The sequence below is a fragment of the Streptomyces sp. NPDC060049 genome (assembly GCF_042736715.1).
Lineage (GTDB): Bacteria > Actinomycetota > Actinomycetes > Streptomycetales > Streptomycetaceae > Streptomyces.
Window position 1 is genome coordinate 114,458 of sequence record NZ_JBHWVV010000021.1, and the last position, 22,295, is coordinate 136,752.

Here is a 22,295-nt window from a genome sequence, read left to right on the forward strand (position 1 = left end):
ACGAGGCTGGCGCGACAGGACGTTCGCACCGCCGGGCGGAGAAGGTGGAGGGAGGTTGTCCTCTCTGTAGGGGCCCCGTGCGCGGCCCCCGTGGAGAGGATTCGCCGGGACCGTGGCGAGCGGCGACGAGAACTCCGGCTTCGTCTCCCTCAGGTCGAAAGACGGGCCTCGGAACCCATTACCACCGCACTGGCTCGCACGCTCGCCACGGTCCTCACGCGGCGCCGGCCCTATCGGCCGGCGCAGTGCGCCCTCACCGCGTACCACCCCTCATCCGGGTCCGCGGTGTGGGCTCAGCACCCGGAACCCGACCTCCCGTCAGGCTCCCGGTACAGCTGTGGGCTCAGGCGTCGCGCAGGGCGCGAACGGCCTCCTCGACGCGCTTGCCGTAGTCGGCGTCCGCGGCGTGGAAGTGAGCGAGGTTCTTCTCGATGACGTCCTCGAGGGTGACCTGGGACAGGCCGCCGGCGATGTTCGCCACCAGACGCTGCTTCTCGGCCTCCGACATCAGGCGGTAGAGCTCACCGGCCTGGAAGAAGTCGTCGTCCTTGGTGTGGGCCGGGGCCTCGTGGGTGCCCGTGTAGCCGGAGACGGCCTTCGGGGCGCCCAGCGCCAGGCCGGTCTCGGCCGGGCCCTGGTAGGAGTTGGGCTCGTAGTTCTTGTCGTGGCGCGAGCCGTTGCGCAGCGCCATGACGCCGTCGCGGCCGTAGTTCTCGGCCTTCGTCGCCTTCGGGGCGTTGACCGGCAGCAGGGTGTGGTTCACACCGAGGCGGTAGCGCTGGGCGTCGGCGTAGGCGAAGAGGCGGCCCTGGAGCATCTTGTCCGGCGAGGCGGTGATGCCCGGGACGAAGTTGTTCGGGGAGAAGGCGGACTGCTCGACCTCGGCGAAGACGTTGTCCGGGTTGCGGTCGAGGACCAGACGGCCCACGCGCTGCAGCGGGTAGTCGCTGTGCGGCCACACCTTGGTGAGGTCGAAGGGGTTGAAGCGGTAGTCCGCGGCCTCCGCGGCCGGCATGACCTGGACGTAGAGGGTCCAGCTCGGGTTCACGCCGCGCTCGATCGCCTGCAGCAGGTCGGTCTGGTGCGTGTTGCCGTCCTTGCCCGCGATCTCGGCGGCCTGCTCCGAGGACAGGCAGCGGATGCCCTGGTTCGTCTTGAAGTGGTACTTGACGAAGAAGGCCTCGCCCTGGGCGTTGGTCCACTGGTACGTGTGGGAGCCGTAGCCGTTCATGTGACGGTACGACGCCGGGATGCCGCGGTCACCCATCAGCCAGGTGATCTGGTGCGTCGCCTCGGGGGCGTGCGCCCAGAAGTCCCAGACGTTGTCCGCTTCCTGCTTGCCCGTGAAGGGGTCGCGCTTCTGCGAGTGGATGAAGTCGGGGAACTTGATCGGGTCCTTGATGAAGAACACCGGGGTGTTGTTGCCGACGAGGTCGTAGTTGCCCTCCTCGGTGTAGAACTTCAGCGCGAAGCCGCGCGGGTCGCGGACCGCGTCCGCGCCGCCCAGCGAGTCGGCCACGGTGGAGAACCGCAGGAAGGTCTCGGTCTTCTTGCCGACCGTGTTCAGGAACGCGGCGCTGGTGTACCCGGTGACGTCGTCGGTCACCTCGAAGTAGCCGTACGCGGCCGAGCCGCGGGCGTGCACCACGCGCTCCGGGATGCGCTCGCGGTTGAAGCGGGCGAGCTTCTCAAGGAGCTGCTGGTCCTGGACCAGGATCGGGCCACCGACGCCGGCGGTAGCGGAGTTCTGGTTGTCGGCGACCGGGGCGCCAGACTCGGTCGTCAGCGTGCGCTTCGACATGGTGACCTTCCGTACGGGGAACTGCTGACGGAATTCGGCTTCCGTCATGCGGAACAGCCTAAATTCGGCAGGAACTCGACGTCAACAGTTTGTTGAAAAGAAAGAGGGAGGGAGAGGTGATCCGGACGGTGCCGGCGCTTGGGCGCGACAGGACAGGTGTCAGCGCCGGCACCATCCGGAGACTCGGGTCCCCGCGAACGGGGAGGGGTGGGGCCCGGCGGGCGGGCCGCCGATCGGAGCGAGGCTCAGATCTGGGCGCCGGAGAGGCGCTCGACCGCGCGCAGCAGCGCGGAGTGGTCCAGGCCGCCGTCACCCTGGGCGCGCAGCGAGGCCACCAGCTGGGCGACCACCGCGCCGACCGGGAGGGCCGCACCGACGTTGCGGGCGGCGTCCGTGACGATGCCCATGTCCTTGTGGTGCAGGTCGATCCGGAAACCGGGCTTGAAGTCGCGGTTCAGGAAGTTGTCCTTCTTGCGGGTCAGGACCGTGGAGCCGGCCAGACCGCCGTTGAGGACGTCCAGGGCCGCGGCGAGGTTCACGCCGGACTTCTCGAGGAAGACCACGGCCTCGGCGCACGCCTGGATGTTCACGGCGACGATGAGCTGGTTGGCGGCCTTGACCGTCTGGCCGGAGCCGTGCGGGCCGCACAGGACGATGGTCTTGCCGAGGGCCTCGAGGACCGGCAGGGCCTCGTCGAAGTCGGCCTGCTCGCCACCCACCATGATCGACAGGACGGCCTCGATGGCGCCGGCCTCGCCGCCGGAGACGGGGGCGTCGATGACGCGGATGCCCTTGGCGGCGGCGTTCTTCGCCAGGTCGACGGAGGTCTGCGGGGTGATCGACGACATGTCGATGATCAGCGCGCCGGACTTCGCGTTCTCGAGGATGCCGTTCTCGCCGTAGGAGATGGCCTCGACCTGCGGGGAGGCGGGCACCATCGTGATGATGACGTCGGCGTCCGCGACGGCGGCGGCGATCGAACCGGCGGCGGAGCCGCCGGCCGCGGCCAGGCGGTCCAGCTTGTCCTGCTCCAGCGTGAAGCCGGTGACCGAGTAGCCGGCCTTCAGGAGGTTCTCGGCCATGGGGGAGCCCATGATGCCGAGACCGATCCAGGCGATCTTCGGGAGCGCAGCGGGGTTGCTCATGATGAGGGTCCTTCTCTTAATGCTTTGTACGAAAAGTTCGTGTGGTGCCTGGCTGTTCGCCCGGACTTTTGCGCCTACCGCGCGGCGCGGGCCTCGGCCGGCAGCCATGCGAAGGAGGCGGCGGCGTCGGCGGCCTTGTACTCGAGACCGACGAAGCCCTGGTAACCGGCCTTCCGGAGCTGGTCGAGCAGCTCGTCGAGGGGCAGGTCGCCGGTGCCGGGGGCACCTCGTCCCGGCTTGTCCGCGATCTGGACGTGTCCGGTCTTGGCGGCGTACTTTTCGATGACCTCGGAGAGGTCCTCATCGTTCATCGCCAGGTGGTACAGGTCGAGCAGGAACTTGGCGTTCCCGAGGCCGGTGGCCTCGTTCACCTTGTCCACTACCTCGATGCCGGCCGGGGCGCTCACCAGCGGGTAGAGCGGCGACTCGGGCTTGTTGAGGGTCTCGATCAGGAGGATCGCGCCGACGCGGTCCGCGGCCCGGGCCGCGGCGACCAGGTTCTCCAGGGCGAGCTCGTCCTGGACCGCGGGGTCCACGCCTTCGACGCGGTTGCCGTAGAGGGCGTTCAGCGCCTTGCAGCCCACCGAGGCCGCGAAGTCCGCGGCCACGTTGATGTTGGCGTTGAAGCGGTCCGACTCCTCCCCGGGGACCGAGACCGCACCGCGGTCCGGGCCCGGCAGCCGGCCGGCGTAGAAGTTCAAGCCCACCAGTTGTGTGCCGGCGTCCTCAAGAGCCTTCTTGAGTGCGTCGAGCTCCGCCCGGGCGGGAGTGGGGGTCTCGATCCAGGGCCACCACAGCTCGACCGCCGTGAAGCCCGCTGCGGCCGCGGCCGCGGGACGCTCCAGGAGCGGGAGTTCCGTGAAGAGGATCGAAAGATTCACATCGAAGCGCTGGTCCGTGTATCCCATGAGGGGTGTGCGCTCCTTCCGTATTGCGGAAGTTAGTTTCTGCCTGATGGAAGACTGCAAGCCCGGTGTCTCACTTGTCAAGTGCCGACTGCCGAAAAGTCCGGACTGCGGGGTAGCTTGAGCCGCGTGCGATTGAGAGTGGAGTTCACGACCGAGCCCTTCGATCTCGAAGAGGCCCCCGCCCACGCAGTGGCCGCTCGCGAGGTCATCCAGAAGGCCCAACTGGACGCGGTGGACGTCGGCCCCTTCGGCAACACCGCGGAGGGGGAGGCCGGCGAGGTGCTGAGCGCGGTCACCGCGCTGCTGCGCGACTCGCTGGAAGCCGGAGCCACGCGCGTCTCGCTCCAGGTGAACGTGATCCGGGAGGAGACCCCATGACCGAGCCCCGCGACCACCCCTTCGTCGCCGCGGTCAAGCCCCTGGTGGACGCGATGGGCGGCGAGCTCATGGATCCGGCCCTGGCGCAGCCCGACGACGTCGTGCTGGCCTGGGAGGGCCAGGACGTGCTGGCCGTGCGGCTGCCGCAGCTCTCCGACTCGCTGGACCGCATCCTGGCCGCCCTGGAGCGGCGCCACGGCGTACCGTTGTCCCAGCTCGACCGGAAGTCCAAGCAGGACACCGTGCGGATACTCGAGGCGCGCGGCGCCTTTTCCGTGAGGCACGGCGTGGAGACGGTCGCGGGAGCCCTGGGTGTCAGCCGCTTCACGGTCTACAACTACTTGAACAGGGACTCGAACCCTCCCAAAGAGACGCGCAAGTCCAACCAAGAGTGAAGCGTTCTTGACCCACGGTGAGGAGCCGCCGCCCAATTCACCCGGGCGGCGGCTTTTGTGTACGGGAAGTTTCAACAAAGTGTTGACGCCGTGTTGTCGAGGGCGTTAGCTATGCCCAGCCCGTCTAAGCAACAAGGCCACGGAGGCCTACCGTGACTTCGAGTCCGACCCCGGGTCTCACCCGGTTCAACACCTTGGACGAAAGCGCGGCCACGGCCGAGCTGCACGAGGTGTGCGCCAGCTCGGCATGGGGGAGCAAGCTGCTCGCCCAGCGCCCCTTCGCGAGCGCCGAATCCCTGTTCTCCGCGAACGAGGCCGCCATGGCCGAGCTCACCGCCGAGGACCTCGCCGAGGCGATGGGGGGCCACGCGCCGATCGGCCGGCCGAAGCCGGGAGACCCGACCTCCGCCCGCGAGCAGCGTGGCATGGCCGGCGCCTCGCAGGAGCTCAAGACCGAGCTCCTCGAACTGAACCTGGCCTACCAGGACAAGTTCGGCCACGTCTTCCTCATCTGCGCCACCGGTGCGACCGGTGAGTTCATGCGGGACGCGGTCAAGGTCCGGATCGGCAACTCGCCGGAGCAGGAGCGGGAGATCGCCCGCGGCGAGCTCGTCAAGATCAACCGGATCCGCCTGACCCGTCTCGTGGAATCCGCAGAAGGGGAGTAAGACCGAGCATGAGCACTGAGACCACAGCGTCGGTGTCCACGCACATCCTGGACACCAGCATCGGGAAGCCCGCCGAAGGCGTCGCCATCTCCCTGTCGGCCCGCACGGGCCTGGCCGGCGAGTGGGCGGCCCTGGGCGGCTCCGCGACCGATGCGGACGGGCGCTGCAAGGACCTGCCGGCTCTGCCGGAGGGCACCACCCACGTACGCCTCGACTTCGAGACCGAGACGTACTTCGCCAAGAAGCAAGCCGCCGAGGCACAGCAGGACGCCCCCCGCGTAAGGGACAGCGTTGCGTTTTTCCCCGAGGTCACCATCACCTTCGCGGTGGACCCGGGCGAGCATTACCACGTACCGCTGCTGCTCAACCCGTTCGGCTACTCCGTTTACCGAGGGAGCTAGCAGACCATGCCCACGATTCTCGGCCAGAACCAGTACGGCAAAGCAGAGAACCGCGTAGTCAAGATCACGCGGGACGGCGACACCCACCACATCAAGGATTTGAACGTCTCGGTCGCCCTCTCGGGTGACATGGACGACGTCCACTACTCCGGCTCGAACGCCAACGTCCTGCCGACGGACACCACCAAGAACACGGTGTACGCGTTCGCCAAGGAGTACGGCATCGAGTCCGCCGAGCAGTTCGGCATCCACCTGGCGCGCTGGTTCGTCAACAGCCAGGAGCCGATCCAGAAGGCGCGCATCCGGATCGAGGAGTACTCCTGGGACCGGATCGCCACCTCGGACGCCAACTCCAAGTTCATCGGCTCCGACGAGGTGAACCACTCCTTCGTCCGCCAGGGCATGGAGACCCGCGTCACCCAGATCACGTACGACGGCAAGAACTGGGAGGTCATCTCCGGCCTCAAGGACCTGGTCGTCATGAACTCCACGAACTCCGAGTTCTGGGGTTACGTGAAGGACAAGTACACGACCCTGAAGGAGGCCTACGACCGCATCCTGGCGACCCAGGTTTCGGCTCGCTGGCGCTTCGCCTGGTCGGACGACGAGCAGCGGATGCCCAACTGGGAGAAGTCCTACGCCGAGACCCGCAAGCACATGCTGCAGGCCTTCGCCGAGACCTACTCCCTCTCGCTGCAGCAGACCCTGTACCAGATGGGCTCGCGCATCATCAACCACCGTTCGGAGATCGACGAGGTCCGCTTCTCGCTCCCGAACAAGCACCACTTCCTCGTCGACCTGGAGCCCTTCGGCCTCAAGAACGACAACGAGGTGTACTTCGCGGCGGACCGGCCCTACGGTCTGATCGAGGCGACCGTCCTTCGCGACGGTGTCGACGCCCGTATCCCCGTGGACATGACCAACCTCTGACGCGGCACGCCCGTCCCGGGGCTCCGCAGTGGCCCCGGGACGGTGCGACACCCTTCAACTTCCTGAATCGGCACCCGGACGCATCGCACGGGCGGCAGTACTGTCAGCTGTCAAGGCCCCCGGCTCCGGCACTCAAATCCCCTGGGTCCTGCCGTGCCCGCACCGCCACTGAAAGCACGAGGAAGTCCCATGGCAGCATCGGCAGCCCTTGGCAGCGCCGTAGAGCGCATCGTCATCGAGAACTGTGCGATTGCAACCGTTGACGCGAACGACACCGAGTACGCCTCGGGCTACGTGGTCGTCGCAGGCAACAAAATCGAGTCGATCGGTGCGGGCAAGGCCCCCGAGAACCTCGACAATGTGGTCCGCCGCATCGACGGCACGGGTCACCTCGTCACCCCGGGTCTGGTCAACACCCACCACCACTTCTACCAGTGGATCACCCGTGGTCTGGCCACCGACCACAACCTGTTCAACTGGCTCGTCGCGCTGTACCCGACGTGGGCTCGCATCGACGAGCAGATGACGTACACGGCCGCGCAGGGATCCCTCGCCGCGATGGCCAAGGGCGGTGTCACCACCGCCATGGACCACCACTACGTGTTCCCCAAGGGCTCCGGCGACCTCTCCGGCTCGATCATCCGCGCCGCGTCCGAGATGGGCGTCCGCTTCACCCTCGCCCGCGGTTCGATGGACCGCAGCGAGAAGGACGGCGGCCTGCCGCCGGACCACGCGGTCGAAACCCTCGAGGGCGCGCTGGCCGACACCGAGGCGACCGTCAAGAAGCACCACGACGCCTCCTTCGACTCGATGACCCAGGTCGCGGTCGCCCCGTGCTCCCCCTTCTCGGTCTCCACCGAGCTGCTGCGGCAGGGCGCCGAGCTGGCCCGCCGCCTGGGTGTGCGCATGCACACGCACGGCTCGGAGACCGTCGAGGAAGAGCAGTTCTGCAAGGAACTCTTCGGCATGGGCCCCACCGACTACTTCGAGTCGACCGGCTGGCTCGGCGAAGACGTGTGGATGGCGCACAGCGTCCACATGAACGACTCCGACATCGCCGCGTTCGCACGTACCAAGACCGGTGTCGCGCACTGCCCGTCCTCCAACGCCCGTCTGGCCGCCGGTATCGCCCGCGTCCCGGACATGCTCGCCGCCGGTGTCCCGGTCGGCCTCGGCGTGGACGGCACCGCCTCCAACGAGTCCGGTGAGCTGCACACCGAGCTGCGCAACGCTCTCCTCATCAACCGCCTCAACCCGGTCCACCGCGAGCGCGCCCTCAACGCGCGCCAGGCCCTGCGCCTGGGTACGTACGGTGGCGCCCAGGTCCTCGGCCGCGCCGACAGCATCGGCTCGCTCGAGGTCGGCAAGTGCGCCGACCTGGTGATGTGGAACGTGAGCACCCTCCTGCACTCCTCGATCGCGGACCCGGTCACCGCACTGGTCTTCGGCGCGGCCGCCCCGGTGACCCTGTCGCTGGTCAACGGCAAGCAGATCGTCGAGAACAACCGCCTCCTCTTCGCCGACGAGGACGCCATCGCGGTGTCCACGCGGGAAGAGGCCCAGCGCCTCGCGCGGATCTCCGCGCAGGCCTGATCCCCCGGAGTCCGGCCGGGGGGGACGGCCCCCGGCCGGCGGACGCGGACCCGAGCGGGGTCCGCGGCAGCCGTTCCCGGGAGCGCCCGAGGATTTTCCGAGGGCGCCTCCGGGAGCGGTGACCGTGCCCTGCGTGCGACTCGTGCCCCGTGCGCCGCAGCCCGTGAACCACGCCACTGCCACGGCACCTCCAGCTCTTCTCCCGCGGCGCACGCGGCGCACGCGCCGTACCTCAGCCGACGGCTCGCGCCGCCACACCGCGGAGACGACTCGGGCGAATCGTTCCCGCACCCCTTGGGGCGCGACATCCAGCACCACCCCACAACTCGACAAAGGCTCGACCAGCACCGTTTTCGCACCACCTCCATGACACCCACGTCCCTGCCGACGTGTATAACCGACCGGAGGAAGCCGTGGCCCTGACGCCCAGGTTTCGCAAAAACGCAGTCGCAGTACCGGTGGAGAAGCACCCGGTCGACGAGACCCTGCCCCCGCTGAAGATGTTCACGAGCGGCCTCCAGCACGTGGCGGCGATGTACGCCGGTGTGGTCGCCCCGCCCATGATCGTCGGCCCGGCCGTCGGCCTCTCCGCGACCGAGACCGCCTTCCTGATGGGCGCCTCGCTCTTCACCGCGGGACTCGCCACCCTCCTCCAGACCCTCGGATTCTGGAAGATCGGCGCCAAACTCCCCTTCGTGAACGGCGTTTCCTTCGCCGGAGTCACCCCGATGATCGCCATAGGCAAGGGAGAAGGCGACCACGCCATCCCGGTCATCTTCGGCGCGATCATCGTCGCCGGCGTCCTCGGCTTCTTCGCCGCCCCCTACTTCGGCCGACTGGTCAGGTTCTTCCCGCCGGTCGTCACCGGTACGGTCATCACCCTGATCGGCGTCTCGCTGCTCCCGGTGGCCTTCAACTGGTCGCAGGGCGGCAACCGCACGGCCACCGACTACGGCTCGGTGAAGAACATCGCCCTGGCCGCCGCCACCCTCGCGATCGTCCTCGTGATGCGCAAGTTCCTGCGCGGCTTCCTCCAGCAGATCTCCATCCTCCTCGGCCTGGTCGCCGGCACGCTCGTCGCCCTGCCGCTGGGGATGACGAACTTCGACGCCGTCACGAACGCCGGCCTCATCGGCTTCCCGACGCCGTTCCACTTCGGGGCCCCGCAGTTCCAGGTCGCCGCGATCGTCTCCATGTGCATCGTGATGCTGGTGTGCATGACCGAATCCACCGCCGACATCCTGGCCCTCGGCAAGATCGTCGACCGCCCCGCGGACGCGAGGACCATCGAGGGCGGCCTGCGCGCCGACGCGCTCGGCAGCGCGGTCAGCCCGCTGTTCAACGGCTTCATGTGCAGTGCCTTCGCGCAGAACATCGGCTTGGTCGCCATGACCAAGGTGCGCAGCCGGTTCGTCGTCGCGGCCGGCGGCGGCATCCTGATCCTGCTCGGCCTGTGCCCGGTCGCCGCCTCCGTCATCGGGGTCGTCCCCCTGCCGGTCCTCGGCGGCGCGGGCGTGGTCCTGTTCGGCTCGGTGGCCGCCAGCGGCATCCAGACGTTGGCCGGCGCGGCCATGGAGAAGGGCGAGAACGCCCTGATCGTCGCCGCCGCCCTCGGCATCGGCCTGATCCCGATCGCGGCCCCCGGCTTCTACCACGCCTTCCCCGACGACCTGCTGGTCGTCCTGGACTCCGGCATCAGCACCGGCTGCGTCGTGGCCATCGCACTGAACCTGGCCTTCAACCACCTCGGCGCGAAGAAGGACGCGGCCTCCGCGGCCGCCCCGGACCCGGTGCCGGTGCACTAGGCCGTCTCTTTCGGATCTTGCCGGGCCCGCGACGCCTGGCACCGCACCTGGCCGCGTTGTCGGGGGGAGACGAAGCCGGCCCCCGAGGCAGGCGGGCGCGGTTGCCGCGGACGAGTACGCCTCGTCCGCGGCGACCGCGCCTCGCTGTCTGCCCGACCGGACTCCGTGACCGTACGGAACCCGCACCGCGGCGGCGCCGTGCCGGGCGTGGACCGCGGGGCTCGACGAACCTCCGCTGTCCGGTGGCGAGTTGCCCGCGCGTCACGACAGGAGCCTTGCCGCGCCCACCCCCGAAGACGCGGACCCCGCCGCCTGATCACGCATCACACCGGATGCCCGCCAGGGGCGGGTTCCGCCGTTTAACGGGGCGGATCGGACTGATACGCCATTGTCCGACTTTGTAAACACATTGCCTGTCGTTTACCGTGTCTGAGGCGCGGAAAAGCCGCGCCTGGATTTGCGGGAGGTGATCAGCGTGCCTAGTGGCAGTAGTCACATGCCGTACACGCCACCGATCCCGCTTGACGTACCGCAGTAGCGGCACGCCCGCCGCACACGGCGGGGCGTCTCCACGGCGCGTCTGTCGATTCAGCGGGCCTTTTCCATCGGGCTGCTGGGCCTGAACCGAGCGCCTTCGCGTGACGCGGCTCTCTTATGCACATCCGACGCCGGTCCGGCGTGCCCCGGCACGTCACGGTTCTCGACCGGGCCGCGCGGCTGCCGACGTGTGCCGCTCCATCAACTGTTCTCAGCGATCTCAGCGAACACATTCACCGCATCTTTACCGCCCCAAGCACGTCCTGAATCCGCCGAGCGGCGACGGGTGCGCACCAAGTGCCGCCCGGGGGACGTGCCTTGACAGGAGGAATCCCCATGACCAATACGACGCCCACGGACCGCGACGACAAGCTCATGCCGGTCGAGACGGTGGGAGAACACGCCCAGAAGGTGGAGCTGCTCCGCGAGATCAACGCGGAGATCCGCGGGCTGAACAAGGAAATGGAAGACATCCGGGAGATCACCGAGGACCAGTTGGAGGTCACCGTGGAAACCCGGAAAGTGAGCGCCTGGACGGCGATCGCGGTGGTGCCCGGAGCTCTCGCGTCGCTCTACGGCTCCAACTTCGAGCACATGCCGGAACTCCAGTTCAAGTACGGCTGGCCGATCTTCCTCGCCGTACTGGCATCCAGCGCGCTGGCCACCTTCTTCGCGGTCAAGCGCAAGGGCTGGCTGTAGGCCTGCGGCGCAGGACGTTGGCAGCGAGCAGAGAAAGGGAAATTGGCATGTCGGACAAAGCCGTGCACCCCAGCCTGACCGGGCTGTCCCCGAAGGACCTCGACGCGTGCTCGAACGAGGAACTGCACACCTTCATCCTGGGACTCCGCAGGTACCGGAAGGAAATGGTCCTGCTCCACAAGAAGTCGGTGGACCTCTACCGGGGGACGCGGGTGGCGCGCAGGGTGAGCTCCTGGCTCGTGGTGTTCATGATTCCCACGCTGCTGGGCGGCATCTACTCCGCGAACTTCTATCAGCCGGAGACCCAGTTGGTGTGGGCATGGCCGGCCTTCCTCGTCCTGGTGGCGGGTTCGGGCATCGCGATGTTCTCCCACTTGCGGCGCAAGGGCTGTCTGTAGCGCCGCTGACGCCGCCCCGCCGGTCAGGTCTGCCAGAGCATCAGATTGCTCATGAGGTCGGCCTGTTCGACGGCGTCGTCGAGGGCGTGGTGCGTGTGCCGCCGCTCCGACAGCAGTTCGCGGGGCATGCGGCCCTTGACCGCGGCGCGCAGCGGCACCCGCGCCTTCGTCGCGTACAGGGTCTTCATGTCCAAACAGCCGGAGTGGCCGAAGGGGCTGTCCCCGCCGAAGCTCATCAGGTACCAGTACAGGAAGGTCCAGTCGAAAGGAGCCGGGTATGCGCACATCACCGGCTGCGCCCCCGCCTCCGCGGACACCTCCCGCACCCAGGTGCGGAACTCGGCCATGGCCGCGGCAGGATCGGCGCCCTCCCGGACCAGCCGGTCCCGGTCCAGGCCGCTGACGGCGAGGGCCTCGGGCACGTACGCGTCGCTGATCGGGCGCAACTCCCGGTAGAAGGTGTCGCGCTGCGGATCGGCGGCCGTATACGAAGCGCCATCCTGCCGCCCCGCCACGGCGGCGCCGAAGCTGATCATCGAATAGGGCCCCGGGACGGGCCCGTCGGCCTCGACGTCGACGGAGATGTAGAGGTTCGGGCGGTCGGGACGGATGGGACGCGCGGTACGGGCTGGCATGCCTGCGAGCATGCCGGCCCGTACCCGCGCCGATCATCCGAATTACGGTGCAGCGGCCGCGGGGTGGGGCCGTCAGGAGGCGGGGGTCAGGTACATCCCGGTCTGGTCGGCCCCGGCGGTGTTCTTGCAGCCGAAGCCGCTGCCCGCCGGCTGCGCCACGACCAGCGCCAGGCAGCGCCCGGCCGCCAGCTGGCCGAAGTAGTTCGGGTGCATGGACTCCTGGATCAGGCCCTGCGTCTCGCTGCTGTCGATCCAGCGCGCCCACTCGCTCGTCTTCGCGGAAGCCGGCGCCGCGGAGGTCACCTGCTTGCTCGCCTTCGCGCAGACCTCACGGCCCTGCATCATGTCCTTCAGGTCCAGGAACTGCGCGCCCTTGGCGGCGGCAACTGCCTTGAGGCGACCGGCGATCTGCGGCACGAGCGAGTCCCGCGCCCAGTCGGAGTCCCTGTTCCAGAACGGGCAGCCGCCGCTGTTGAGCCGGCTCCAGTCGCTCTGCGTGTAGCGGTTCTCGGCCCCGCGCGGGATCGGCGAGGGGTAGGACTGCAGCACGATCCGGTACGAGGAGTCGGCGTACCCGGCGCCGCGCATGACGGCCCGCACCTCGTCCACGGACTTGCCGACGTCCGCCATGACGGCGTCCATCTTCCGGTTCACGCCCTCCTGCTGGTCGTCGTAGCAGTAGGAGTTCCAGATGATGAAGTCGTACGCGCACTCCTTGATGATGTCGGCGAACCCGAGGTCGTTCCCGCCGATGGACAGCGCGATGACCTTGACGTCGTTGCTCGCGGCCACGGCGGCGAGCTGATCGGCCTGCGGCGCCTCGCCCTTGAAGGCGACGCCGCCGTTGGAGGCGCGGAAGACGTTCTGCGACACCGCTCCGGAGCAGGCCAGGTTGACGGCGACGTCGGCGATGGCCCCGGCGCTCTTCACCTCGGCGGAGTCCGACCGGTGACAGCCGCCGGCGGTGGCCCCGTAGACCTTGCCGGGGTCGTAGCTGCTGCCGCTGACCCACGCCCGGTCGGTGCCGATCCGACTCCCGGTGTTGGTCAGGCTGTTGCCCTTCCAGCGCCCTGCCTCGCCGGAGATGTAGCTGTCGCCCATGGACACCACGGCGGTGGGCCCGTTCCCCGGCGCGGCCACGGCCGTTCCGGCCCCGCCGGCCGCCAGCGCCCCGGCGGCGAGCGGCAGTGCCATCCCGATCCCGGCCAGTCGTCGCACTCGACTGCGGGTGGTCCGGTTCGTGCTGTCGTTGCGGAATCCGATCACTGCGGAACTCCTGCGGTCGGCCATGGCGAAGTCAGGAACAACTCCGATGCATGGCTGGTAAGTGGGGGTTACCTCCGGCCGGTGGCATCCGGAAAGTTCCCACGCCGCGCGTTGTTACCGCTAGGTACAGGCAAGTTACGAACAAGTAACAACCGATCGGTCGTTCGGCCCGGAGGTCCGGCCGGCCGTCGCCGACCCCGCCGGCGGCCCCTCGCCGGGCAGTTGACGGCGCACGTGCCCGCACATGACCGCGCACATGACCGCGCCCCCGGAGCCGGAGGGCTTCGGGGGCGCGGTCGGGTCCCGGCTGCTGTGCGTTTCAGCCGGAGGCGGGGTGGGTCAGCCGATGAGCTGGTCGTACGCCGGCAGGGTGAGGAAATCGGCGTAGTCGGCGTCCAGGGAGACCTGGAGCAGGAGGTCGTGAGCCTGCTGCCACTTTCCGGAAGCGAAGGCCTCCTCGCCGACCTCGGCGCGGATCGCGGCGAGTTCGGCGGCGGCGACCTCGCGGGTGAGGTCGGCGGTGGCGAGCTTGCCGTTCTCGAAGACGACGCCGGCGTTGATCCACTGCCAGATCTGCGAGCGCGAGATCTCGGCGGTGGCCGCGTCCTCCATCAGGCCGAAGATGCCGACGGCGCCGAGGCCGCGCAGCCAGGCCTCGATGTAGCGGATGCCGACCTGGACCGCGTTGCGCAGGCCCTCGTAGGTGGGCTTCGCGTCCAGGGAGTCGATCGCGATCAGCTCGCCCGGGGCCACCGAGACGTCCTCGCGCAGGCGGTCCTTCTGGTTCGGCTTGTCGCCGAGGACCGCGTCGAAGGAGGCCATCGCGATCGGGACCAGATCGGGGTGTGCGACCCAGGAGCCGTCGAAGCCGTCGCCGGCCTCGCGGTCCTTGTCGGCCTTGACCTTCTCGAAGGCGACCTTGTTGATCTCGGCGTCCTTGCGGGACGGGATGAAGGCCGCCATGCCGCCGATGGCGTGCGCGCCGCGCTTGTGGCAGGTCTTGACCAGCAGCTCGGTGTAGGCGCGCATGAACGGGGCGGTCATCGTCACCGCGTTGCGGTCCGGAAGGACGAACTTCTCGCCGCCGTCACGGAAGTTCTTGACGATGGAGAAGAGGTAGTCCCAGCGGCCGGCGTTCAGGCCCGCCGCGTGGTCGCGCAGCTCGAAGAGGATCTCTTCCATCTCGTACGCGGCGGTGATGGTCTCGATCAGGACGGTCGCGCGGACCGTTCCCTGCGGGATGCCGACGTAGTCCTGGGCGAAGACGAAGATCTCGTTCCAGAGGCGTGCCTCGAGGTGCGACTCGGTCTTCGGGAGGTAGAAGTACGGGCCCTTGCCGAGGTCGATCAGACGCTTCGCGTTGTGGAAGAAGTACAGGCCGAAGTCGACGAGCGAACCGGACGTGGGGCCGCCCTCGAAGCGCAGGTGGCGCTCCTCGAGGTGCCAGCCGCGCGGGCGCATCACGACGGTGGCGAGTTCCGCGGCGGGCTTCAGGGCGTAGGCCTTGCCGGTGCGGGCGTCGGTGAAGTCGATGCGGCGCTCGTAGGCGTCGATCAGGTTGAGCTGGCCGAGGACGACGTTCTCCCAGGTGGGAGCGGAGGCGTCCTCGAAGTCCGCGAGCCAGACTTTGGCGCCCGAGTTCAGGGCGTTGATGGTCATCTTGCGGTCCGTCGGGCCGGTGATCTCCACACGGCGGTCGTTCAGCGCGGCCGGGGCCGGCGCCACCTTCCAGTCGCCCTCGCGGACCTGTGCGGTGTCCGGGAGGAAGTCGAGGGTGGAGGTGCGGGCGATCTCGGCGCGGCGCGCGGAGCGCAGGGCGAGGAGCTCCGCGCGGCGCGGGGCGAACCGGCGGTGGAGCTCGGCCACGAAGGCGAGTGCCGCTTCGGTGAGGACCTCGTCCTGCCGGGGCAGGGGCTCGGCATCGACGATGGCCAGCGATGACGGCGCTGGTGCGGACATATCTGTCACTCCTTCAGCGGCGGTGCCTGGCGGCCGCGGGGAATGCTCGCGCTGGACGGCACGCAGTGCCGTCGGGTGTGGAGAGTTCCGGGATACGGTCGCGGGCGCCGTCTGGGGGTTCAGGGCGCTTCTGACCAGTGGATAGTAATTTCCTCATGGTGGAAGTTCAATGGTTTGTTGATGTCGAGATTCTCTGAGTCGACAGAATCCGCTGGGTGGTGGCCCTCAGTGCCATGGCCGTCACGCCCCGCTCAGGCCGGACGCGCATCCGGCTCAAGCCAGTCGTGCCAGGTCGGGCGGGGTGTCGATGTCGAAGGGCTCGGCGACGTCCCCGCACTCGACCAGCGTGAGCTCATGCGCGTGCGCCGACAAGTGCACCCGCGCGCCCTTGTCACCCGTGGCCGTCGCCACGATGTCCGGCCAGCGGTCCGCCCCGAAGAGCACCGGGTGCCCGCGCTCGCCGCCGTACGCCGCCGCGACCAGGCTCGCGGGAGAGCGGTAGGCCGCCCGGACCCGGGCCACCGCCTCCGGCCCGATGCCCGGCTGGTCCACCAGTGACACCAGGGCGGCCAGGGCGCCCGTACCGGCCAGCGAGGCGAGACCGACCCGCAGCGACGAGCCCATGCCCTCGGCCCAGTCCGGGTTCTCGCTCACCACGCATCCGCTCAGGTCGGCCCGCTCGCGCACCTCGGCGGCCGACGCGCCGAGCACCACGTGGAGCGGGCCGCAGCCCGCCTCCCGCAGCACCCGTACGGCGTTCTCCACCAAGGGGCGGCCCCGGTAGGGCAGCAGGGCCTTCGGGCGGCCGCCCAGGCGCCGGCCACCTCCCGCCGCCAGGAGCAGGCCCGCGATCACCGGGGGAGCGGGGTGGCCCGCTGCCGCGTGCTGTTCGCGCTGCCGCTGCTGGGGCCGTGGCCCGCGGGTGTCGCTGTGGAGTGCCATGTCACCGATTCTCGCTCGCCGCGCCGCAAGCCCCGCAGGAAGCCGCGTACGGCGCCCGGTACGGCGGCCAGCGCCGCCCGGGCCCGCAGCGGCTCGGTGATCCGGTTCTCGGCGGCGGCGACCAGGGCTCTCTCGTCACGGTCGGTCAACATCGCGGCGTCTCCTTGCCAATCGGGGGCCAATGAGGCGAGTCTTGTCGCTGATTGGCCTGGTAGGCAGAGCCAATCGAGGGAGGTTGGCATGGCGAACGGGCGAGTGGTCCACACGGCGGACAGGACGATAGGCAGCCGGCAGCTCGCTGCCCTGCTCCCCGCCGGGGTACTGGCCCGCCCCGGCTACCGGGCCCTGGCCGACGCCGTCCGCACCCTGATCCTCGACGGCAGGGTCGCCCTGCACGTGCGCCTGCCCGCCGAACGCGAGCTCGCGGAAGCGGTCGGCGCCAGCCGGGCCACCGTCACGGGCGCCTACGACCTCCTGCGCGAGAGCGGCTACGTCCGCAGCCGGCGCGGCGCCGGCACCTGGACCGAGCTCCCCGACGGGCACCTGCCGGTCGGTTCGCCCGCCCTCCTCGGCGGTGGCACCGGAGGCCGCCCCGACGGCGACCCGGGCATCGACCTCGCCATCGCCGCCATGGGCGCCCCGCAGGACAGCCTGCGCGAAGCCTTCGAGTGGGCGGCCCCCCGGCTGCCCCGGCTCGCCCGCACGCCCGGCTACCACCCTTTCGGCCTGCCCGACCTGCGCACGGCCGTCGCCGACCGGTTCACCCGGCGCGGGCTGCCCACCCGCCCCGAACAGATCCTGGTCACGGCCGGCGCCCAGCAGGCCTTCGCGCTGGTCGTCAGCCTGCTCTGCCGCCCCGGCGACCGGGTCGTCACCGAGAACCCGACCTACGCCAACGCGCTCGACGCCCTGCGCCACGCCGGGCTGCGCACCGGGTCCATCGCCGTCTCCGACGCGGGCTGGGACATGGAGATCGCCGAATCCACGCTCCGCCAGACCGTGCCCAGGCTGGCCTACGCGATCCCCGACTTCCACAACCCGACCGGCGCGCTGATGCCTCCGGAGCAGCGGTTGCGGCTGCTCGCTGCCACCCGGGCCACCGGGACCTGGCTGGTGGTCGACGAGACCATCGCCGACATCGCGCTGGACGTTCCCGCGCCCGCGCCGCTGGCCTCGCTCGCGCCGCGCGGCGGCGCGGACCACGTGATCACCATCGGCTCGCTCAGCAAGACGCACTGGGGCGGCCTGCGGGTGGGCTGGATCCGGGCCGGCGCGAAGATGATCACGGAGCTGACGTCGGTACGGGTCTCGGCCGACATGACCGGCTCGGTCCTCGACCAGTTGGTCGCGCTCCCGCTGATGGAGAGCCTGGACCGGTCCCTGCCCGCCCGCCTCGCGCAGCTGCGGATCCAGCGCGAGGCCCTCGTACGGTCCCTCCAGCGGCACACCCCCGAATGGTCCTGGCAGCTCCCGCCGGGCGGGCTCTCGCTCTGGGTCGACCTCGGCGAGCCGGTCAGCTCCGCCCTGTCCGAACGGGCCGCGGCCGCCGGGGTGCACCTCGGCCGCGGCGCCCGCTTCGGCGTGGACCCGGGCACCTTCGAGCACCGGCTGCGGATCCCGTACACGCTGCCCGCCGACCGCCTGGACGAGGGCGTCCGGCTCCTCGCGCAGGCCTTCCACGACGGGGTCCCGCTGTCCCCGGCGGTGGAACGGCCGCACTGGGTGGCCTGAGAGCCGCCGCGGACCGGCCCCCGGGCGAAGGGCCGCCGGCTACGGGGTGCGGATCAGGCGGCGGGTGGCGGCCGCGGCCACCGCCGAGGTGCGGGAGTCGACGCCGAGCTTGGCGTAGATGTGGACCAGGTGGGACTTGACCGTGGCCTGGCTGAGGAAGAGCTGCTTGGAGATCTGCTGGTTCGACAATCCGTCCGCGACCAGCTGGAGCACCTCGAGTTCCCGCTTGGTCAGGGCCTCCGCCGGCGTCCGCATGCGGTCCATCAGGCGCAGCGCCACCGCCGGGGCCAGCGCCGACTGGCCCGCCGCCGCGGTGCGGACGGCCGCCGAGAGCTCCTCCGGCGGGGCGTCCTTGAGCAGGTAGCCCGAGGCGCCGGCCTCCACCGCCGCCAGGATGTCCGCGTCCGTGTCGTACGTGGTCAGGACCAGCACGCGGGGAGCCGACGGCCGCGCCGTGATCAGCGCCGTGGCCGCCGAGCCGTGCATGCCGGGGCCGGGGCCGAACTGGAGGTCCATCAGGACCACGTCCACCCCGTCGCGCCCGGCGAGCTCCACCGCCCGCTCCGCCGTGGCCGCCTCGGCCACCACCGCGAAGTCCGGCTCGGTGTCCAGCACCGCGCGCAGCCCGGCCCGGACCACCGGGTGGTCGTCGGCCAGGAGCAGCCGGATCGTCATGAGAGTGCCTCCGCGGGCAGGGGCAGGGTGACGGCCACGGCGGTGCCCTGGCCGGGGGAGGACTCGACCGTGAACAGGCCGCTGAGCGTCTCGGCCCGCGAGCGCATCGCCGGCAGGCCGAAGCCGCCGCCCGAGGGCGCGGACGAGGACGCCAGGGGGTCCCTCCCGGCGGCAGCCGGCGCGGAGGGGTCGAAGCCCTTCCCGTCGTCGACGATGTCCAGCGTCACGGAGGTGTCCATGAACGTGAGGGTGATCTCGGCGCGGCCCGCCCCCGCGTGCCGCACCACATTGGCCAGCGCCGACTGCGCGATCCGCAGCAGCGCCACCTCGTACGGCGTGGGCAGGGGCCGGGACGTGCCGCTGAGGGAGAAGCGGACCCGGGGGCCCGGCGCCCCCGCGCAAAGCCGTTCCAGCGCGGCCGGGAGGGACCCGTGTTCCAGGTCCGGAGGCGTCAGGGCCCGTACGAAGCGCCGTGCCTCGGCGAGGTTCTCCTGCGCGGCCTGGCGCGCCTGGGCGATGTGCGCCAGCGCCGCCGCCGTCGGGTCGGCGACGGCCGGGGCCGCCGGAGCCGGCCCGGGGGCCCCCGCCGGGGCCGCGGGAACCGCCGGAACCGCCGGGGCCGTGGAAGAGGCCGGAACCGCCGGGGCCGCGGGAACCGCCGGTACCGCCGGGGCCGTGGAAGCCGCCGGAGCCGGCCCGGGGGCCCCCGCCGCCTCGGCGAGGGTCCGCTCCGCCGCCCGCAGCAGCAGCTGGATGGAGGAGAGCCCCTGCGCCAGGGTGTCGTGGATCTCCCGCGCGAGGCGCTCCCGCTCCGCCAGGATCCCGGCGCCCCGCTCGGCCGCCGCCAGCTCGGCACGGGTCGTGATGAGCTCCTCGATCAGCTCGCGCCGCCGCTCGCTCTCCCGGTACAGCGCCTGGTAGCCCAGTACGGTCGCCACCGCCACGGCCCCGCCCAGCAGCGGCCCGAGGAACGCCCCGGGCGACACCGCCCCGCTGTGCGCGAGGAAGCCGCCGATCGCCGCGCAGGCCGTCACGGCGACGGCGGCCACGCCCCAGCGCAGCCGCAGCAGGTGCAGCTCCAGGAAGTACAGCGGGAAGGCGATCCACAGACCGTCGGGGGAGACCGCGAGCAGTCCCGCCCAGGCCGCGCAGAGACCGGCCAGCCACAGCGCCCCGGCACGCGCCGAGCGGTGCACGACGGGGGCGCGTGCCCCGGCGACGTACACGGCGGCCAGTACCGCGCAGGCCGCCACCACCCACACCGCGCCCGGCGCGGACCCGGCGACGGCCCGTGCGGCGGCGAGCGCGAGCAAGCCCAGGAGCAGCGCGTGCAGGCACAGGCGCAGGACGCGGGAGACCGGGGTCAGGGCGCGGGTGCCCAGGGGAAGCGGCCGGCGGGGGTCGCCGTGGGGCCAGGGAGCGGTCGTGTCGGTGGCAGTCATGGCCTGACCAGCGTAAGTCCCGCAACGGTGGCCCCGGTCAACCGAAAGTTCGATGTCCGTATGGGTCCTTCGATTCCAGGATCCCTCCTGCGGCGCGATGCCCTGTGCCCACGCGGAAGACCAAGGTGGGGAACATGTTCGTCGCATGGAGAGATCTACGGTTCGCCAAGGGCCGCTTCGCCCTGATGGGCTCGGTCGTGCTGCTCATCACGCTGCTGGTCGGCCTGCTGTCCGGGCTCACCGCCGGCCTGGCCCGGGAGAACATCTCGGCCGTCACCGGCCTTCCCGCCACCTCCCGCCTCGCCTTCGCCCCGCCCGCCGGGGACCAGAAGGTCTCCTTCACCAGCTCCCAGGTGCCCCAGAAGGCCTGGGAGGCCTGGCGCGAGCGGCCGGGGGTGACCTCGGCGGAGCCGCTGGGGATCCGCACCACCAACGCCGTCTCGGGTGAGCGCGCCGCCTCCGTGTCCGTCTTCGGCGTGGATCCGGCGGGCCGGCTGGCCCCGCGGGACCAGGGCCTCACCCAGGGACGGGCGGTCCTCAGCGAGAAGGCCGCCAAGGAGCTCGGCGGGCTCACCGCGGGCGACAAGCTCAACGTCGGCCCGGTCGAGCTGACCGTCGCCGCCGTTTCCGGCACGGCCTCCCACAGCCACACCCCGGTCGTCTGGACGGACCTCGGCGACTGGCAGCGCGTCGGCAACCCGGGCACCCCGGCCGACACCCTCGCCACCGTCGTCGCCCTGGACGGGACCGCCGACGTCGACTGGGGGGCCGGGGACGATGCCACCGGCACCCAGGCCCAGACCGTGGACGAGGCGCTGAGCGCGATCGGCTCCTACACCTCGGAGAACGGCTCGCTGCAGCTGATGCGCGGGTTCCTCTTCGCCATCTCCGCCCTCGTCATAGGCGCCTTCTTCACCGTGTGGACCATCCAGCGCAGCGGGGACATCGCCGTACTGAAGGCACTGGGTGCCTCCACCCCGTACCTCCTGAAGGACGCCCTCGGACAGGCCGTGGTGATGCTGGTGCTCGGTACGGGCGCGGGCACCGCCCTCGCCGCCGGCGTCGGCGCCCTGATCAGCGGCGGCGACGTCCCCTTCGTGCTCGACACCGCCACCGTGCTCGCCCCGGCCGCCGTCATGATCGCGCTCGGCGCGCTGGGCGCGGCCCTGTCCGTCCGGCGGATCACCGCCGTAGACCCCCTGACCGCTCTCGGGAGTGCCCGATGACCCTGCTCGTCCGCGACGTCACCCTCACCTACCCGGACGGCGACGGCCGGCTCACCGCCCTCGACGCGGTCGGCCTGGAGGTGCCGGCCGGAACCCTGACGGCCGTCATCGGTCCCTCCGGCTCAGGCAAGTCCAGCCTGCTCGCGGTCGCCGCCACCCTCGTCACCCCCGACTCGGGGCAGGTCGTCGTCGCGGGGCAGGAGGTCGCGAAGCTCGGGGCGGCCGAGAAGGCGGCCCTGCGCCGGGAGAAGATCGGCATCGTCTTCCAGCAGCCGAACTTGCTGGCCTCGCTCACCGCCGCCGAGCAGCTGTACGTCATGGCGCACATCCACGGCCGCCCGGCGCGCACGCATCGCCGGCGGGCCCTGGAGCTGCTGGACGCGGTGGGTCTGGCCGACAAGGCCGACAAGCGGCCGCACCAGCTCTCCGGCGGCCAGCGCCAGCGGGTCAACATCGCCCGCGCGCTGATGAACGAGCCCGCGGTGCTGCTGGTGGACGAGCCGACGAGCGCGCTGGACCACGACCGTGGCGCCGCGGTCCTGGACCTGCTGGTCACCCTCACCCGGGAACGCTCCACCGCCACCGTGCTGGTCACTCACGACCACGCCCACCTGGAGCGCATGGACCGCACCGCGACGATGGCGGACGGCCGCCTCACGCAGGGCGCGGAGGCCGTTGCGGCGCTCTGACCGGTTGAACGCCGCCGCTCCCGGCCGCACGACGGCAGGGCAATGAGCCCGGCACCCCTCCCGCGGGAGGGG

The 22,295-nt window shown here is 70.6% G+C and carries 22 protein-coding genes; 12 read left to right on the forward strand and 10 right to left on the reverse strand.

Features of this window, described 5'->3' with window-relative positions; all coding sequences use genetic code 11:
* Positions 1–343: 343 nt before the first annotated feature.
* The 3 genes from ACFWBY_RS31225 to ACFWBY_RS31235 form a co-directional block, all read right to left on the reverse strand.
* Positions 344–1,801, reverse strand: a complete 1,458-nt coding sequence (locus tag ACFWBY_RS31225; RefSeq protein ID WP_385336063.1) for a catalase — start codon at positions 1,799–1,801, stop codon at positions 344–346.
* Between the two features lie 245 nt (positions 1,802–2,046).
* Positions 2,047–2,946 carry a 2-hydroxy-3-oxopropionate reductase gene (locus ACFWBY_RS31230; protein ID WP_385335964.1) on the reverse strand — a complete coding sequence of 300 codons (900 nt, stop codon included), beginning with the start codon at positions 2,944–2,946 and terminating at the stop codon, positions 2,047–2,049.
* A 74-nt stretch (positions 2,947–3,020) separates the two neighbouring features.
* Positions 3,021–3,854, reverse strand: coding sequence for a TIM barrel protein (locus tag ACFWBY_RS31235; protein WP_385335962.1), 834 nt, complete (start codon positions 3,852–3,854; stop codon positions 3,021–3,023).
* A gap of 126 nt (positions 3,855–3,980) precedes the next feature.
* Between ACFWBY_RS31235 and ACFWBY_RS31240 the strand changes: the two genes are divergently transcribed.
* From ACFWBY_RS31240 to ACFWBY_RS31280, 9 genes are all read left to right on the forward strand, one after another.
* The gene (locus tag ACFWBY_RS31240; RefSeq protein WP_385335960.1) at positions 3,981–4,232 is read left to right on the forward strand and encodes a thiamine-binding protein; all 252 of its coding nucleotides are present in this window, start codon (positions 3,981–3,983) and stop codon (positions 4,230–4,232) included.
* Positions 4,229–4,627 carry a helix-turn-helix domain-containing protein gene (locus tag ACFWBY_RS31245; protein ID WP_385335958.1) on the forward strand — a complete coding sequence of 133 codons (399 nt, stop codon included), beginning with the start codon at positions 4,229–4,231 and terminating at the stop codon, positions 4,625–4,627. Before ACFWBY_RS31240 ends, ACFWBY_RS31245 begins: the two co-directional genes overlap by 4 nt.
* 152 nt (positions 4,628–4,779) lie before the next feature.
* Positions 4,780–5,295: a 2-oxo-4-hydroxy-4-carboxy-5-ureidoimidazoline decarboxylase gene (gene uraD / locus ACFWBY_RS31250; RefSeq protein ID WP_385335956.1), complete on the forward strand. Its 516-nt coding sequence runs from the start codon at positions 4,780–4,782 to the stop codon at positions 5,293–5,295.
* A gap of 8 nt (positions 5,296–5,303) precedes the next feature.
* Positions 5,304–5,696, forward strand: coding sequence for a hydroxyisourate hydrolase (gene uraH, locus ACFWBY_RS31255; protein WP_385335954.1), 393 nt, complete (start codon positions 5,304–5,306; stop codon positions 5,694–5,696).
* 6 nt (positions 5,697–5,702) lie between these two features.
* The gene (pucL, locus tag ACFWBY_RS31260) at positions 5,703–6,626 is read left to right on the forward strand and encodes a factor-independent urate hydroxylase (protein ID WP_385335952.1); all 924 of its coding nucleotides are present in this window, start codon (positions 5,703–5,705) and stop codon (positions 6,624–6,626) included.
* Between the two features lie 189 nt (positions 6,627–6,815).
* Positions 6,816–8,219, forward strand: a complete 1,404-nt coding sequence (locus ACFWBY_RS31265) for an 8-oxoguanine deaminase (protein ID WP_385335950.1) — start codon at positions 6,816–6,818, stop codon at positions 8,217–8,219.
* A 413-nt stretch (positions 8,220–8,632) separates the two neighbouring features.
* Entirely contained in the window at positions 8,633–10,024 is a 1,392-nt protein-coding gene (locus ACFWBY_RS31270; RefSeq protein WP_385335948.1) for a nucleobase:cation symporter-2 family protein, read from the forward strand.
* Between the two features lie 873 nt (positions 10,025–10,897).
* On the forward strand, positions 10,898–11,260 hold the full coding sequence (locus tag ACFWBY_RS31275) for a CorA family divalent cation transporter (protein ID WP_385335946.1): 363 nt from the start codon (positions 10,898–10,900) through the stop codon (positions 11,258–11,260).
* A 47-nt stretch (positions 11,261–11,307) separates the two neighbouring features.
* Positions 11,308–11,658, forward strand: a complete 351-nt coding sequence (locus tag ACFWBY_RS31280; RefSeq protein ID WP_385335944.1) for a CorA family divalent cation transporter — start codon at positions 11,308–11,310, stop codon at positions 11,656–11,658.
* Between the two features lie 23 nt (positions 11,659–11,681).
* Here ACFWBY_RS31280 and ACFWBY_RS31285 read toward each other — a convergent pair whose 3' ends face one another.
* The 5 genes from ACFWBY_RS31285 to ACFWBY_RS31305 all read right to left on the reverse strand — a co-directional run bounded on the left by ACFWBY_RS31285 (position 11,682) and on the right by ACFWBY_RS31305 (position 16,612).
* The gene (locus tag ACFWBY_RS31285) at positions 11,682–12,293 is read right to left on the reverse strand and encodes a 3'-5' exoribonuclease domain-containing protein (protein WP_385335942.1); all 612 of its coding nucleotides are present in this window, start codon (positions 12,291–12,293) and stop codon (positions 11,682–11,684) included.
* 72 nt (positions 12,294–12,365) lie between these two features.
* Positions 12,366–13,559 carry a hypothetical protein gene (locus ACFWBY_RS31290; RefSeq protein ID WP_385335940.1) on the reverse strand — a complete coding sequence of 398 codons (1,194 nt, stop codon included), beginning with the start codon at positions 13,557–13,559 and terminating at the stop codon, positions 12,366–12,368.
* A 339-nt stretch (positions 13,560–13,898) separates the two neighbouring features.
* Positions 13,899–15,518: a malate synthase A gene (gene aceB / locus ACFWBY_RS31295; RefSeq protein ID WP_385335939.1), complete on the reverse strand. Its 1,620-nt coding sequence runs from the start codon at positions 15,516–15,518 to the stop codon at positions 13,899–13,901.
* 273 nt (positions 15,519–15,791) lie between these two features.
* Complete coding sequence (locus ACFWBY_RS31300) at positions 15,792–16,460, reverse strand: NTP transferase domain-containing protein (RefSeq protein WP_385335937.1); 669 nt, start codon at positions 16,458–16,460, stop codon at positions 15,792–15,794.
* Positions 16,370–16,612 (reverse strand): hypothetical protein, encoded by a 243-nt coding sequence (locus ACFWBY_RS31305; protein WP_385335935.1) that lies wholly within the window; start codon positions 16,610–16,612, stop codon positions 16,370–16,372. The genes ACFWBY_RS31300 and ACFWBY_RS31305 overlap by 91 nt, the downstream gene beginning before the upstream one ends.
* Before the next feature lie 88 nt (positions 16,613–16,700).
* Between ACFWBY_RS31305 and ACFWBY_RS31310 the strand changes: the two genes are divergently transcribed.
* Positions 16,701–18,191, forward strand: coding sequence for a PLP-dependent aminotransferase family protein (locus tag ACFWBY_RS31310; RefSeq protein WP_385335933.1), 1,491 nt, complete (start codon positions 16,701–16,703; stop codon positions 18,189–18,191).
* Between the two features lie 39 nt (positions 18,192–18,230).
* Here the strand turns inward: ACFWBY_RS31310 and ACFWBY_RS31315 are convergent, their stop codons facing one another.
* Positions 18,231–18,866 (reverse strand): response regulator, encoded by a 636-nt coding sequence (locus tag ACFWBY_RS31315; RefSeq protein WP_385335931.1) that lies wholly within the window; start codon positions 18,864–18,866, stop codon positions 18,231–18,233.
* The gene (locus ACFWBY_RS31320) at positions 18,863–20,248 is read right to left on the reverse strand and encodes a sensor histidine kinase (protein WP_385336061.1); all 1,386 of its coding nucleotides are present in this window, start codon (positions 20,246–20,248) and stop codon (positions 18,863–18,865) included. The genes ACFWBY_RS31315 and ACFWBY_RS31320 overlap by 4 nt, the downstream gene beginning before the upstream one ends.
* A gap of 194 nt (positions 20,249–20,442) precedes the next feature.
* On the opposite strand from ACFWBY_RS31320, the gene ACFWBY_RS31325 reads away from it, so the two are divergent.
* The gene (locus ACFWBY_RS31325) at positions 20,443–21,534 is read left to right on the forward strand and encodes an ABC transporter permease (protein WP_385335929.1); all 1,092 of its coding nucleotides are present in this window, start codon (positions 20,443–20,445) and stop codon (positions 21,532–21,534) included.
* Positions 21,531–22,223 (forward strand): ABC transporter ATP-binding protein, encoded by a 693-nt coding sequence (locus ACFWBY_RS31330; protein WP_385335927.1) that lies wholly within the window; start codon positions 21,531–21,533, stop codon positions 22,221–22,223. Before ACFWBY_RS31325 ends, ACFWBY_RS31330 begins: the two co-directional genes overlap by 4 nt.
* Positions 22,224–22,295 lie beyond the last annotated feature (72 nt).